We start from the raw sequence: 14,374 nt of genomic DNA, 5'->3' as shown, positions 1-14,374 counted from the left end.
GCGCTTGCGGCGCCGCGCCAGCGCGCACGTGGCGCCGTGAACCGGTGCGCCAATCGTTTACCGGCAACGCGGGTGCGGCGGCCGGCGCGGGCCGCGCGCTCATGCCGCGTCGCCGCGCGTGCCGGCCGCCGGTACGGCACGCGTCTCGCGCATCACGCACAGCGTCGCGACGGTCACGAGGCCGAGTGCGACGAGGAACAGCGATACGGGCCACGACGCGTGATAGCGCGCGAGCAGCGCGGTCGCGATCAGCGGCGACATGCCGCCCGCGAAGATCGACGCGACTTCATGGCCGAGCGCGACGCCCGAGTAACGCACTTCGGTGCTGAACAGCTCGCCGACGAGCGCCGGCAGCGTGCCGATCATCGCACCGTGGCTCACCGCCGTGCCGACCGTCAGCGCGAGCCACACGAGCGGCGTCACGCGCGTATCGAGCAGCCAGAAGAACGGAAACGCGCACGCGATCAGGCTCAGCGCGCCGATCAGGTACACGGGCTTGCGGCCGATCCGGTCGGACAGGCGACCCCACGCGAGCATCGCGCCCATCTCGACGATCATCGCGATCATCACGCCAGTCAGCATCGTGCCGTTCGGAATCCCGACGTACTTGCCGTAGACGAGCGAGAACGCGAGGAAGATGTACGCGCCGCCGTTCTCGGCCACGCGCAGCCCCATCGCGAGCAGGATTTCCTTCGGATGGCGGCGGATGCACTCGATGATCGGCAAATGCGTGCGCGCACCGCGCTTGCCGGCCTGCTCGAAGTCGCGGCTTTCCGGCAGATGGCGGCGGATATAGATGCCGATCGCGAAGATCGCGATGCTCGCGAGGAACGGCAGCCGCCAGCCCCACGTGCGGAACATGTCGTCCGGCAGCGCCTGCGCGGCGAGAAACGCGGCCGACGACAGCACGAAGCCGCCGCCCACGCCGAGCTGGCTCCACGCCGCGTAATAGCCGCGCTGCTCGGGCGGCGCGTTCTCGCTGATCATCAGCACGCCGCCGCCCCATTCGCCGCCGGACGCGATGCCCTGCAGCAGCCGCAGCACGACGAGCGCGGCCGGCGCCCACAGGCCGACCTGCGCGTAGGTCGGCAGCAGGCCGATCGCGAAGGTCGATGCGCCCATGATCAGCAGCGTCCACACGAGCGACGCCTTGCGTCCGTAACGATCGCCGACGTGGCCGAACACGATTCCGCCGAGCGGCCGCGCGACGAAACCGAGCGCGAATGCGGCGAACGCGGCGAGGCTGCCGGCCAGTGGCGATGCGCCGGGCGGAAAGAACACGTGGCCGAACACCAGCGCTGCGGCCGTGCCGTAGACGAAAAAGTCATACCATTCCATCGCGTTGCCGGCGACGGAGGCGATGACGATCCGGCGTAGCTGCCGGTCAGCGAGCGGCCGGGCGGCGCTCGGGGATTGCACGGTGTCGGTCGGGTACATGGCGGACTCTGAAGGGGAGGCGGGCGCGTGCCGTCTTTTGCAGCACTGCGGGCTAGTGTTGTCGGCCCCGGCAGCCCCGTCAAATCCGCAGAAAAAGGGGAGTGTCATCACTCCGGTTGATGATGGGTACAACCCTCGCGGGTGGAAAAGGTCACGCTGCGTGCCTGCATTTGCGTGGAAACTGGCATGGATGTTTCGGGCGGGCCAGAAAAGTTCAGACAGACTCCATGCAGGCGTCCGGTTGCTTGCGACCGGTACAAATCGGATCACGCAGAAAAGGGGCTTTATTAACGAAAGTCGAAGCCGGAAAATTCGTATTCATCCCATAGGCGGCGTTGCATTTCCGCGTTATCAATCTCGATCCACGTGATATGCGAGATCGCTGATGAAGAACGAACAAGGCCATGAAATGGTTCGCCTCGGAGACGCCACCGACCACGACGGCACCGTCATCGAAGCCGCCGACGACCTGAAACATCTCGGAATCGGCGTGGCGCTTGACGGCCATGGTGTTCGTTGTCCGAAATGCGATGGCGTGTTTCCGCTGCTGGCGAGCGGGCCGCGCATGCACCATGGCCGCCTGGTGGGATATCGCGGCGACGCAACCGGCTGCGGCGCAATCGTCATTGGCCCGCGAGCAACAGGGGCGGCATGAATGGCGATTTTTGCTCATGCTCGCACGCTCTCGATCTCCGGCGCATCGTTGCCGACCTACGGAATGGATGCGCTGCCGGTCTTCGTTCCCGTGCGCTTGCAAGGCACCGAAACCCTTGGCCGTCTCGATGCATGCCGCTACCTCGTCACGCTGCGAACCGACGACGCCTATGCGTTCTCTCCCAGTCGCACGGCCGATGTCGAGCTGGACGAGATCGTCGGCACCGAAGTGACGGTGTCGATCCGGCTCCAGGACACAGGGTCGCTCGCGCCGGAGCCGCCCGGCACGGCTGGACACGACAACAGGGGCGCCGGAACGCGCGAGATCAGCGGACTGGTCGAAGCGGCACGGCTGGCCGGGCAGGATCGCGATTCAATCCTGTACGAACTGGAGCTGCGCCCGTGGCTCTATCGCGCGGCGCTGACGCAGGATTGCCGTCTGTTCCAGGATATGACCGTCGTCGAAATCACCGACGCGGTACTCGAGAAATACCCATACCCCGTCGACAAGCGCCTGGGCGCATTCCGCGGCGCGTATCCGACACGCGACGTCCAGCGTCAGGCGTTCGAATCGGATTGGGCGTTCCTGCAACGCCTCTGGGAAGAATGGGGAATCTGGTGGTGGTTCGAACACGACGGCGGCCGTCATCGCCTGGTCCTGTGCGACTCGATGGGCGGGCATCGGCCGCATCGTGCCGCTTATGCGACGTTGCGCTATCTGCCGCCCGGCGCGCGGCGCATCGACGCGGAACACATCCATACGCTGTCCGTGACCCGGCGTCTGACGCCGGGCGGCATGAGCGTGACGGACTACGACTACACGCGCCCGCGGGCCGATCTCGCCGCGACGGCGGAAGCCCCTCGCCCGAACGCAAGCGCCGATGGCGAGATCTACGGATGGGGCGATTACAGTCAGCCGCTTGCCGGCGCGCCTGGGCTGACGGGCCAACCGAACGATACGGCGCGCGAGGCGCATCACTTCGCAAACGTTCAACTCGAGGCGCAGCGCTCCAAGGGGCTGCGTGCGAACGGGCAAGGAAACCTGCGCGGCCTCGCGGCCGGGCATACCTTTGAGTTGACCGGCTATCCGCAGCAGGCGGCCAATCGAGAGTACCTCGTCGTATCGTGCACGCTCGATATCGAAGAGCTCGCGCAGCGCACCAGCGACGCGCCGACCTGTCGCGTCGACGCGCGATTCGAGCTGTTGCCGGCCAACGAGCCGTTCCGCCTGGAACGCAGCGTTCGCAAGCCGGTCATGAGCGGGCCGGAGACAGCCATCGTCGTCGGCCCCGCCGGACAGGAAGTCTGGACCGACCGATACGGCCGCGTGAAGGTGCAGTTCGCCTGGGACCGGCACGGCACGCACGACGAGCATGCCGGTATCTGGCTGCGCGTGCTGTCGCCGTGGCAAGGCGTGGACATGGGGGCGACGTTCATCCCGCGCATCGGCCACGAGGTCGCGGTGTCGCACTACCAGGGCGACCCGGATTTGCCGGTGATCATCGGCAGCGCGGTCAACGCGTTCCGACAGCCTGCGCTGGAGCTGCCGTACAACCATTCGCTCGCCGTGATCCGCGGTCGGGAGTTTCACGGCACCGCGTCCGGTCATCTCGCGATCGACGATACGCGGGAACAAATCCAGACGCAGCTGTCGAGCGATGCCGGTGCATCGACGCTGAGCCTGGGTAACCTCCGCCGTATCACACGCAAGAAAGGTCGCGGCGACGCGCGTGGCAAGGGTTTCGAGCTTCGCACCGACGACTGGGGTGTTGTTCGGGCGTTGAAGGGACTGTTCGTATCAACGGACGGCCAGCCAGGCGGCCCCGGCCACGCGAAGGCCGCGAAAGCGGCCGTCGGCCGGCTGACGCAGGCGCGTGACCTGCAGAAAAGCCTCGCGGATCTGGCGCAACGGCACGACGCACCACCACCCGGCGCCGATCAGCGCGACGTCCACCGGGCGATCAACGCGCGCAACGATGCGATTCGGGGCACACCGTCCGGGGGCACGAACGACTTCCCGGAACTGGCCGAACCCGACATCGTGCTGGCCGGATCTGCCGGCATCAGCATGGCGGCCGAGCGCGGCGCGCATATCGCCAGCGGCGAGGACGTGGCGGTGACGAGCGGCCGGCATGTCGGGATCGCCGTGGGGCGGTCGTTGTTCGCGAGCGTGTCGAACGCGTTCTCGCTGTTCGTGCACAAGGCGGGCATGGCGCTCGTCGCTGCCGCGGGGAAAGTGCGGATCGATGCGCAGACGGATGGCGTCGACGTCACCGCGAGGAAAGCCATCCGGCTCACGAGCACGGCCGACAGTATCCACCTGCACGCGGCAGAGGAAATCGTGCTGCACGCCGGCAGGACGGAAGTACGCATCAGCGACCGCGGATATGTGGTGCGCACGGCGGGTGAGCACACGATCCATGCGGGCAGTCATCAGACCGACCATGCACGGGTGCGACCGATGCGCATGCCGGTCACGCCCGAACACCCCGGGCGGTACGCCGCGCAGTTCGTGCTGCTGGAGCACGGCAGCGGGTTTGCCTTGCCGAAGCAGCCGTATCGGATCACGCTGGACAACGGACGCGTGATCGAGGGCGTGAGCAACGAGCGGGGCGAAACGGACGTGGTGACGAGTCACGACATCGCGTTCGGCACGGTGGAATTGCTGGCGGCGAGCGCGCCGGACAAGGTGATTGCGGTGAATCGGGCCGCGATCGTGCGCGAGAACACGGCGCCCTACACCGCCCGGGCGCCGAACGCCGACAAGCGCGCGGCGACGATCATGGGTAGGGAGGCCAGTACCCCGGAACAGGGCGCTACGTCGGGCAGCCAGCGGCCCGCGTTCGCGGCATGCGATCCGCTGAACTTCGGGTTGCGTTTCCATCACTTCATCGACGGGGCCAAACAGGGGGATACGCCGCGCAATATGCCGGTGCGCCGGGATGTCGAGTATCCGGTGACGAAAGCTTATACGGTGGCGATCAAGAAGGTGCTCAAGGGGATTCCGTGGGGCAAGTACTATACGGTGAGCGGCGAGTTAACAAGGAATCTGAATGAAAACATTGCGCTCGCAGTTGAAAAAATACTATGCGTCGCACTTTCGACCGGGCCGTTTGGATTGCCAAGTGGTTCTTCAAGCGACCCAATGAAATCAAATGGCGCAACTCCCAAGATCGTCATTGTTAATGCGATTGAAGGTCGATCCAGGTACAACATGCGCTCAGACGTAAGCGCGTCGTTTTCCACGCCAAAGTGGACGATCGTCATTCAAGAAACCGAGATACTGAAGATCATCGCATCGTCAAACAACGCAGCTGCCTTGGATAGAAACCTGAAAGCATTCGCCGACTTGCTTTATCACGAAGCACGACATTGTCAGCAGGCATTCTGGATGATGGCTTTGCTTAATCGGCACTGTGAAGATTATTCTTCATTTAAGAAAATAAATGTCGTTTATAAACAATATATCCCCGAAGATATTTTCGCGGTTACGAAGAAAACTCAAATTCCGAGCGATGCACGAGTTTCCACAGGACTTCATCGCATGCTTATTTTTCACTATTACTGGATGATTTCGCATCTGCAGAATCAGACTGGCGGATCCTATGTGAAACCCGACGTGCCAATTGCACAGGCCGAGGTGTGCAAGCTGTTGAGAGTGCCGCCAGAGACGGCGGCGAAGATGGTCAGTTTCGAAGAGGGATACCGGAGTCAGTTACATGAAGAAGATGCATATGCGTGTGCGGAAGTGGTGCAAGCCTATTGGGACCGTCCTGATCGTGCTTTCGTGCGTAACCCCGGTACATGCACAGGAGAATACGATGCTTCATTTCACGCCATTGGGGGAGGGATTTGAAGTGCAAACGACAGACGAGGAGCAACGCACCGTGCTGCGCACCATCCTTGAAACGGCCATGGCGATCCTGCGCGATGATGCACCCTACGATCCGAAACATATTGTCTTTGGAACAAACTACACGACATGGACGCACCATCCTGCAAAAGGATATCTTTATAAGTACGCAAATCGTGCACTCCATCGAACGACGATCGAATTTTCCACAGGCGACGACCCGGAGGACTACAGCGATAATCGCGACAAGGTAAAAATTGTTCCAGCCGGAGTAAGGATTATCTTCGACGCAAGGGTTGCTGGTTTGTCGGCTGCAGAAATAAAATCGCTTCTCCAGCTGGAGGATTATTGGATTGACGGAGAGGGAAATCGTCAATACGGGAACGAGATGATGGTGCGCGACCCGAAAATGCCGAATTTGCAGTCCTTCCGCTACCGATCGAAGGACCTTCCGGGAAGCAAGTTTCCCGTGAACGTGAATCTATTTTACGTGAATTCCCCGGACGGATTATCCCCGCCGGTCCTTGATGAAGTGAGGATACGTCGCGCATACAAAATCCTGACGCCGGACGAACGCAAGCAACGCCGTCTCGAAGAGCAACGAGCGAAGCGGCAGAAATATGGGGAAATGAACCTGTGCACAGGCATGCTGTGCCCGGAAACGGGGATATGGCAGGGATACAGCAAAACATCGGAGTCGCATCGGTTGCTGATCCGCAAGGGTCAAAAATTCCCTGACGTCCGCAAGTTGACCCCTTGGGAGCAAGCACAACGAGCGCAATACGCGGACCTCTTCGAACCCGGCCGATGGATGTGGTTGGAGGAATACGGCGACCCGCCGTGGACACAGGAAGGATGACGTCGCATCCGCGTTAGCGAATGCCCACAGCTGGCCGATTTCACACATGCAGAATCGGCCACGCCGCGCTTATGTAAAGCCCGACGTGCCAATTGCACAGGCCGAGGTGTGCAAGCTGTTGAGAGTGTCGCCGGAAACGGCGGCGAAGATGGTGAGTTTCGGAGAGGGATACCGGAGCCAGTCACATGAAGAAGATGCTTATGCGTGTGCCGAAGTGGTGCAAGCCTATTGGGATGAGCGCGTTATGTCCCGAGACCGGCTTGTGGCAAGGATTCATCCCCGTCTCGGGTTCACAGTAATGGTTGGCCTACGAGAGACGAAAATTTCCCGCAGTCCGCACATTGCCCCCAGGCGGAACGCGAGCAAGGGCGGCGCATCGAGCACGTACCGGGTCGCCGGGTGTGATTTAGAGCGCCACACGACCACCCGTTATAGGATGCAGGACGCCTCCGAACCTGACAAGGCATGAACTCGAGGGCGGGCCCGGCCCGCCCTTTGTGATTTGTTGAACGCCCACGTGCCGCGGGCCAGAAATGGACCCGACTGCGCTCTCCTTGGCTTCGTCCCTTTTCGCCCGCGGCGGCGCACGCTACCCCCTCACCGCTCGATCTGCCGATTCCACCGCGTATCCCACTGCGCACGGCGTGCGTTGATCGCGGTCCAGTCGACCACCGTCACCTTGCGCACCAGATCGTCGACGTTGCCGAGGCTTTGCTGCATCGTGGCAGGCATCTTCGCGAGACGGTTGGTCGGAATCTGCTTGCCGGCCTCGGCCGCCTTCGTCTGCGCGGGCGCGGACAGCAAAAACTGCGCGAGCTTCTGCGCGAGTTGCGGATCGGGATTGTTCGCGACCACGCACAGGTCGACGAGCAGCAGCACCGGGCCTTCCTTCGGATTCGCATACGCAACGGGGATGCCCTTGTCCTGCAGGTCGCCGACGCCGGTCGGCGTCAGCGGGAACAGGCCGGCTTCGCCCGTCTGTACCATCTCCGAGATCTTCGCCGAGTTCGGGATGTATTCGACGACGTTCGGCCCGACCGTGCTCGCCCACTTGCTGAAGCCCGGCTCGACGTTCTGTTCGTTACCGCCGAGCAGCCGGTTGATCGCGAGGAAGCCGTGCAGCCCGAACGTGCTGCTCGACGCCGACTGGAACACGACCTTGCCCTTGTATTTCGGATCGGCGAAATCCATCCACGACGTCGGCGGCGCCCAGCCTTTCTCGGCGAACAGCTTCTTGTTGTACGCGATGCCGGTCATCCCGAGCTGCACGCCCGCGCCGACGTCGTCCTTCATCCGCGCGAACGGGTACAACTCCTTCAATACCGGCGAATCGTCGAGTTTCTGGCATACGCCGAGGCTCACCGCGCGCGCCATCACACCGTCGTCGAGGAACGCGACGTGGATCTGCGGCTTGTTGCGGTTCGCGAGCAGCTTCGCGAGCACGTCCGACGACGTGCCGGGCACGATCACCACCTTCACGTTGTTGGCCTTCTCGAAGTCGGGCAGCACCTGGCTCGTATAGGCCTTTTCCATCGGCCCGCCGTTCATGCCGACGTAGATCGTCTTCGTTTGCGCGCACGCGGGCGCGCCGGCGCCTGCGATGCAAAGGGCGGCGGCCGCCGCGATCGTGCCGAGCAGTTTCATTTTTGGATCTCCTCTTGACGGAAAGGGGCGGTCGGCGCGGCTTGCGGGAAGAAGCGGCCGATCGAGAATGCATCGAGTGGCGTGACGGTTTCGCCGGTGGTGACGAGATCGGCGAGTACCTCGCCGACACCCGGCGCGAGCAGGAAGCCGCCGCCTGAAAAGCCGAATGCATGCAGCAGGTGCGGCGTCGTGCGGCTCGCGCCGATGATCGGGTTGTGGTCGGGCGTGCAGCCTTCGACGCCGCTCCACGTGCGGATCAGCAGCGCGTCGCGCAGCGCGGGCAGCAGCGCGCACGCGTCGCGCATCACCGCGCGCGTCGTATCGACCGACGGCTGGCCGAATTCGCCGTCGCCGCGGCCGCGGCCGCCGCCGATCACGCAGTTGCCGCGCGCGACCTGGCGCGCGTACACGCCGCCGCCGTACACGCCGAGGTTGTGCGCGATGAACGGCGGCAGCGGTTCGGTCACCCACATGTTCGGGTAGATCGGCTCCATCGGCACGGCTTCGCCGAAGCGCTCGGCGATCGTGTTCGCCCATGCGCCGGCCGAATTGATCAGCCATGTCGCCGTGTGCGCGCGGCCGCCGGCCTGCACGTGAAAGCGCGTGCCGTCGTGGTGAACCTCGTCGACCGCGGTGTGCTCGAACACGTCCGCGCCCGCCGCGCGAGCCGCGCGCGCGAACGCGGGCGACACGAGGCGCGGGTTCGCATGGCCGTCGGCCTCGCACAGCGAGCCGCCGAGCGCCGCGCGGCCGAGCCACGGGTAGCGGCGGCGGAACGCGTCGCCGCGCATCACCTGCAGCGGCAAGCCGTGTTCGCCGGCGAGCGCGGCGTACGCGTCGAGCGCGTCGAGATCGGCGTCGCTGCGCGCAAGCCGCAAGTGGCCGGACACGACGAATTCGCCGTCGATGCCGATCAGTTCGGGCAGGCGATCCCAGATACGCCGCGCGCGCAGCGCGAGCGGCAATTGCTCGGCCGGGCGGCCCTGGCAGCGCACCCCGCCGTAGTTCACGCCGCTCGCCTGCGCACCGCAGTCGCGCCGCTCGAACAGCCCGACGCGCAAGCCGCGTCGCGTGAGCGCGAGTGCGGCCGACGCGCCGACGAGGCCGCCGCCGACGATCGCGACGTCGTAATGTCGACGCTCACTCATCGCGCGCCTCGTCGGGAATCGCCGCGACGTCGTCGCCCGCGAGCGCGGCCGAGATCGGGAACGGCTTCACCGGCGGTTGCGCACGCAACCGGCCGACGTCGGCGAGCGGAAGGCCGGTTTCGGCGGCCAGCACGAGCGCGGCCGCGTCGCCGCACATGCGGCCCTGGCAGCGACCCATGCCGACGCGCGTCAGCGCTTTCAGCCGGTTCATTTCGGTCGCTGCGCCCGCGCGAATGCAGCGGCGCAGCGTGCCCGCGTCGACTTCCTCGCAGCGGCACACGATCGTGTCGTCGGGGCAGCGCGCGGCTTGGTCGGCCGGCGGCGCGAATGCCGCTTCGAGGCCCACGCGGAACGAGCCGATGCGTGCGAGCGTGCGGTCGAGCGCCGCCGTGTCGGGTTTGCCGGACGGCGAGCGAGAGGCGATGCCGGCATCGTCGAGCAACGCGAGCGCCGCACGTCGGCCCGACGCTTCGGCCGCGTCGGCGCCCGCGATGCCCGCGCCGTCGCCGGCGACGTAGATACCGCGCACCGACGTGCGCCCGGCCGCGTCGCGCTCCGGCAGCCATGCGCGATTGAGCGGGTCGAAGCCGAACCGGCAGCCGGCCAGATCGGCGAGCTGCGTTTCGGAACGCAGGCCGAAGCCGAGGCCGAGCGCATCGCAGTCGAGCACGCGCGGCGACGCGGTGCGCTCGTCGTCGCCTGCGGCGCGCCATGCGAGCCCCGTCACATGTCGGGCGCCGAGCACGCGCTCGAACGTGACGCCCGTTTCGATCGTGACGCCGTGCGCGCGCAGCCAGCCGATGGTGTAGAGCCCCTTCGCGAAGATCGACGGCAGGCGCAGCAGCGCGGGCGCGGCGGCGGCCTGGCGGCGCAGCGGGCTCGTATCGAGCACGGCCGCGACCTGCGCGCCGGCCTTCGCATACTGGTAAGCGACGAGGTAAAGCAGCGGCCCCGTGCCCGCGAAAACGATGCGCCGGCCGATCGCGCAGCCCTGCGCCTTCAGCGCGACCTGTGCGCCGCCGAGCGTATAGACGCCCGCGAGCGTCCAGCCCGGCACGGGCAGCACGCGGTCGGTGGCGCCGCTCGCGACGATCAGGTGCGCGTACGGCACCGTCACTTCACGGCCGTCCTGCAGCGTGTCGACGCGGCCCGCGCCGCATGACCACGCCAGTGTGTTCGGCCGGTAGTCGACGTGCGGCAGCAGCGCGGCCATCGTCCGGTGCAGCGCGTCGGCCTTCGCGGCCTCGAAGCCGTATAGCGTGCGCTTGTCGCGCGCGAACGCGGCGCCGGCCGGCGGTTGACGATAGATCTGTCCGCCCCAGCGCGCGTTCTCGTCGATCACGACCGGCCGCAGTCCCGCGTCGACCAGTGCCTCGGCCGCGCGCACGCCGGCCGGCCCCGCGCCGACGATCACCGGCTGCAGCGCGGCGTTCATGCTGCGTCTCCGGCTGCGATCGGCCGGGCGATCGTGAGAATCCGCATGCCTTCGACGATCGGCGTCGAGCATGCGCGCACGCGTGCGCCGGCTTCGGTGCGCACCCAGCAGTCCTGGCACGCGCCGATCAGGCAGAAGCCCGCGCGCGGCTGCCCGCTGAATTCGCTGATGCGCACGCGACGCTGCGCGACCAGAATCGCGGTGAGCACGGTGTCGCCGGCGAGCGCCTGCGCAGGACGGCCGTCGAGCGTGAACGCGACGGACGCGCGCTCGCGTTCGGCGACGCGCACGAACTGCGCGCCGTCGTCCGCGATGTCGTTGGTACGGGAAACGGGAGTCGTCATCAATGTTGGCCGATCAGGATGCGGTTCAGGCCGTACACGCGATCGAGCAGCAGCATCGCGCCGGCGGTGATGAAGATGACGAGCGCCGACACCGACGCCATCATCGGGTCGATCGATTCGGTCGCGTACATGTACATGCGCACGGGCAGCGTGACCGTCTGCGGCGACGTGACGAAGATCGACATCGTCAGCTCGTCGAAGCTGTTGATGAACGCGAGCAGCCAGCCGCCCGTGATGCCGGGCACGATCATCGGCAGCGTGATGCGGCGGAAGGTCGTCCACGGGTCCGCGCCGAGCGAGCATGCGGCCTGCTCGATGCTGCGGTCGAGGCCCGCGACGGACGCGAGCACGAGCCGCATCACGAACGGCGTGATGACGATCATGTGCGCGAGCACGAGCCATGCGAACGAACCGGTCGCGCCGATCAGCGCGAAAAAGCGCAGCAGCGCGATGCCGAGCACGAGGCCGGGAATCACGAGCGGCGACAGCAGCAGCCCGTTCAGGAACGCGCGGCCCGGAAACGTCGCGCGGCCGATCGCGAGGCCGGCCGGCAATGCGATCGCGAGCGACAGCGTCGCCGACGCGAACGCGAGCTTCACGCTGTTGAGGAACGCGGTGACGAAGTCGGGATAGTCGAGGATCGCGCGGAACCAGCGCAGCGACACGCCGCGGGTCGGCAGCGTCAGCGTTTCGTCGGGCGTGAACGCGACGAGCACGACGATCACGAGCGGCGCGAGCACGAACAGGATCACGAGCGTGTGGAACGCCAGCGCAAAGGGGCCGTTCTTTCTCATCGGGAGGCGCCTCCGAGGCTGCGCGCGTAGCGGCGTTCGAGCACGCGGTAGTAGGTGAGCATCACGACGAGGTTCGCCGCGAGCAGCAGCACCGCGATCGTCGCGCCGAGCGGCCAGTTCAGCGAGCCGAGGAATTCGTCGTAGACGGCCGTGGCCGCGACCTTCAGGCGGCGCCCGCCGAGCAGGCCCGGAATCGCGAACGCGCTCGCCGACAGCCCGAACACCATCAGGCTGCCCGACAGCACGCCGGGCATCAGTTGCGGCACGACGATGCGGCGCAGCGTCGTGAACGGCGACGCGCCGAGCGACAGCGCGGCGTGCTCGGTCTGCGGATCGAGCCGCTGCAGCGCGGTCCACACCGGGATCACCATGAACGGCAGCATCACGTGCACCAGCGCGATCACGATCGCGAAGGTCGTGTATTCGAGCTTGTACGGCCCGAGGCCGACGAGCGCGAGCGCCTGGTTCACGAGCCCGCTCGTGTTCAGCAGCATGCTCCAGCCGAACGCGCGCACGACCACCGACACGAGCAGCGGCGCGAGGATCGCGAGCAGGAACAGCGAGCGCCACGGGTCGCGCATTTTCGACAGCACGTACGCTTCGGGCGTGCCGATCGCGACGCAGATCGCGGTGGTCAGCGCGGCAATGCCGAACGTGCGCGCGAAGATCGTGTGGAAGTACGACGAGCCGAGCACTTCCGCGTAGTTGCCGAACTGGAACGCGGCGATCGGGCCGGTGGCCGGGTCGAAGCGGTAGAACGTCAGCACGAACGTCATCGCGAGCGGCACGAGCACGAGCGCGGCGAACAGCGCGAATGCAGGTGCGCACATCAGCCACAGCGGCGCATGCGCGCGCCAGCGCGCGCGCGGTGCGCCGCCGCCGACGGCACGGGGCGTCACCGCGTCCGCCGCGGCCGTGGCGGCCACGGTCGCGCCCGATTGCGCGAGCCCGGCCGGTGCGCCTTCGGTCGAGAGCGGGCGGGAAGGCTGTCGCATTCAGGCCTCCCGGCGCATCACGCGCACCGCGTCGCTGTGCCAGTCGATGCCGACCGGCGCGCCTTCCGCGAGCGGCTCCGCGCCTTCGTTCTGGCAGCACACGAGCACTTCGCCGAGCGCGCTGTCGACGCGGTACAGCCACTGGCTGCCGAGGAAGAAGCGGCTCGTGACGGTCGCCGCGAAGCGGCCGGCCTCGGGCGCGCACAGCCGCAGCTTTTCGGGGCGGATGCAGACCGATACCGCGTCGCCCACGCGCACGTCGCGCTCGCGCGGGGGCAGATGCGCGGTGCGGCCCGTCTCGGCGAGATCGTGCCCGAGGTCGATGCGGATCGCGTCGCCGTCGTGCGCGACGATCGTGCCGGGCAGCAGGTTCGCCTTGCCGATGAATTGCGACACGAAATGATTTTCGGGGCGCTCGTATGCGCGATACGGCGTATCGGTCTGCGTGATGCGGCCGGCTTCCATCACGACCACGCGGTCGCTGATCGACAGCGCTTCCGACTGATCGTGCGTGACCATGATCGTCGTCGTGCCGATCTTGCGCTGGATCGCGCGCAGCTCGAACTGCATGTCCTCGCGCAGCTTCGCGTCGAGATTCGACATCGGTTCGTCGAGCAGCAGCACGGGCGGCTCGATCACGACCGCGCGCGCGATCGCCACGCGCTGCCGCTGGCCGCCGGACAATTCGCGCGGAAAGCGGTGCGCGAGCGCGTCGAGCCGCACGAGCGCCAGTGCCGCGCGAATGCGCTCCGCGCGCTCGGCCTTGTCGACGCCGCGCATGTCGAGGCCGAAGCCGACGTTCTCCGCGACGCTCATGTGCGGAAACAGCGCATAGCTCTGGAACACGATGCCGAGCCCGCGGCGGTTCGGCTTCAGGTGCGTGATGTCCTGCCCGTCGAGCGCGATGCGGCCGCGCGTGACGTCGACGAAGCCGGCGATCATCTGCAGCGTGGTGGTCTTGCCGCAGCCGGACGGCCCGAGCAGCGACACGAATTCGCCTTGCTCGACCGACAGGTTGACGTCCGCGACGGCGGTGAGCTCGCCGAAGGTTTTCGTCAGATCCGTAAGCGTGAGAAACGACATGGAGAGCTCCGGGTTCGCACACCGCATGGCCGGTGCGCCGATGACGCGGACTCTAGCCAGCCATATTTCGGCGCGTCAATTTCGAATTCTGCTGAACGGGATGAATTTCGGAAAAATTCCATTGACCG

11 protein-coding genes are annotated in these 14,374 nt (G+C 66.2%); 3 read left to right on the top strand and 8 right to left on the bottom strand.

The features are described 5' to 3' along the window. Window positions 1–99 precede the first annotated feature (99 nt). On the bottom strand, window positions 100–1,437 hold the full coding sequence (locus tag C5F75_RS27435; RefSeq protein ID WP_104013003.1) for an MFS transporter: 1,338 nt from the start codon (window positions 1,435–1,437) through the stop codon (window positions 100–102). Window positions 1,438–1,822: 385 nt separating this feature from the next. Here C5F75_RS27435 and C5F75_RS27430 point away from each other — a divergent pair, with 385 nt between their 5' ends. The 3 genes from C5F75_RS27430 to C5F75_RS27420 are packed head-to-tail and all read left to right on the top strand — an operon-like array spanning window position 1,823 to window position 6,803. Then, a complete protein-coding gene (locus C5F75_RS27430; RefSeq protein WP_059580146.1) occupies window positions 1,823–2,092 on the top strand; it encodes a PAAR domain-containing protein in 270 nt (89 codons plus the stop codon). Continuing rightward, window positions 2,093–5,947 carry a type VI secretion system Vgr family protein gene (locus C5F75_RS27425; protein ID WP_104013002.1) on the top strand — a complete coding sequence of 1,285 codons (3,855 nt, stop codon included), beginning with the start codon at window positions 2,093–2,095 and terminating at the stop codon, window positions 5,945–5,947. It begins immediately after the preceding gene. Then, a complete protein-coding gene (locus tag C5F75_RS27420) occupies window positions 5,913–6,803 on the top strand; it encodes a hypothetical protein (RefSeq protein ID WP_258048603.1) in 891 nt (296 codons plus the stop codon). Before C5F75_RS27425 ends, C5F75_RS27420 begins: the two co-directional genes overlap by 35 nt. A gap of 597 nt (window positions 6,804–7,400) precedes the next feature. Here C5F75_RS27420 and C5F75_RS27410 read toward each other — a convergent pair. From C5F75_RS27410 to C5F75_RS27380, 7 genes are read right to left on the bottom strand one after another with little or no spacing between them, the layout of a single operon-like run. Then, a complete protein-coding gene (locus C5F75_RS27410) occupies window positions 7,401–8,447 on the bottom strand; it encodes an ABC transporter substrate-binding protein (protein ID WP_099317128.1) in 1,047 nt (348 codons plus the stop codon). Further along, a complete protein-coding gene (locus C5F75_RS27405) occupies window positions 8,444–9,595 on the bottom strand; it encodes an NAD(P)/FAD-dependent oxidoreductase (RefSeq protein WP_104013000.1) in 1,152 nt (383 codons plus the stop codon). The genes C5F75_RS27410 and C5F75_RS27405 overlap by 4 nt, the downstream gene beginning before the upstream one ends. Further along, complete coding sequence (locus C5F75_RS27400; RefSeq protein WP_104012999.1) at window positions 9,588–11,030, bottom strand: FAD/NAD(P)-dependent oxidoreductase; 1,443 nt, start codon at window positions 11,028–11,030, stop codon at window positions 9,588–9,590. Before C5F75_RS27400 ends, C5F75_RS27405 begins: the two co-directional genes overlap by 8 nt. After that, window positions 11,027–11,374, bottom strand: a complete 348-nt coding sequence (locus C5F75_RS27395) for a (2Fe-2S)-binding protein (protein ID WP_059580162.1) — start codon at window positions 11,372–11,374, stop codon at window positions 11,027–11,029. Before C5F75_RS27395 ends, C5F75_RS27400 begins: the two co-directional genes overlap by 4 nt. Next, window positions 11,374–12,168, bottom strand: a complete 795-nt coding sequence (locus C5F75_RS27390; protein WP_059580164.1) for an ABC transporter permease — start codon at window positions 12,166–12,168, stop codon at window positions 11,374–11,376. Before C5F75_RS27390 ends, C5F75_RS27395 begins: the two co-directional genes overlap by 1 nt. Further along, the gene (locus tag C5F75_RS27385) at window positions 12,165–13,163 is read right to left on the bottom strand and encodes an ABC transporter permease (protein ID WP_059580167.1); all 999 of its coding nucleotides are present in this window, start codon (window positions 13,161–13,163) and stop codon (window positions 12,165–12,167) included. The genes C5F75_RS27390 and C5F75_RS27385 overlap by 4 nt, the downstream gene beginning before the upstream one ends. Beyond that, entirely contained in the window at window positions 13,164–14,246 is a 1,083-nt protein-coding gene (locus tag C5F75_RS27380; RefSeq protein ID WP_059580170.1) for an ABC transporter ATP-binding protein, read from the bottom strand. It lies immediately after the preceding gene. Window positions 14,247–14,374: the final 128 nt, after the last annotated feature.

Origin of the sequence: Burkholderia anthinoferrum (assembly GCF_002925705.1) — a bacterium.
In the GTDB taxonomy this organism is placed as follows: domain Bacteria; phylum Pseudomonadota; class Gammaproteobacteria; order Burkholderiales; family Burkholderiaceae; genus Burkholderia; species Burkholderia semiarida.
Note: the sequence above shows the minus strand (reverse complement) of the source record. Positions and strands in the feature narration are given on the sequence as shown.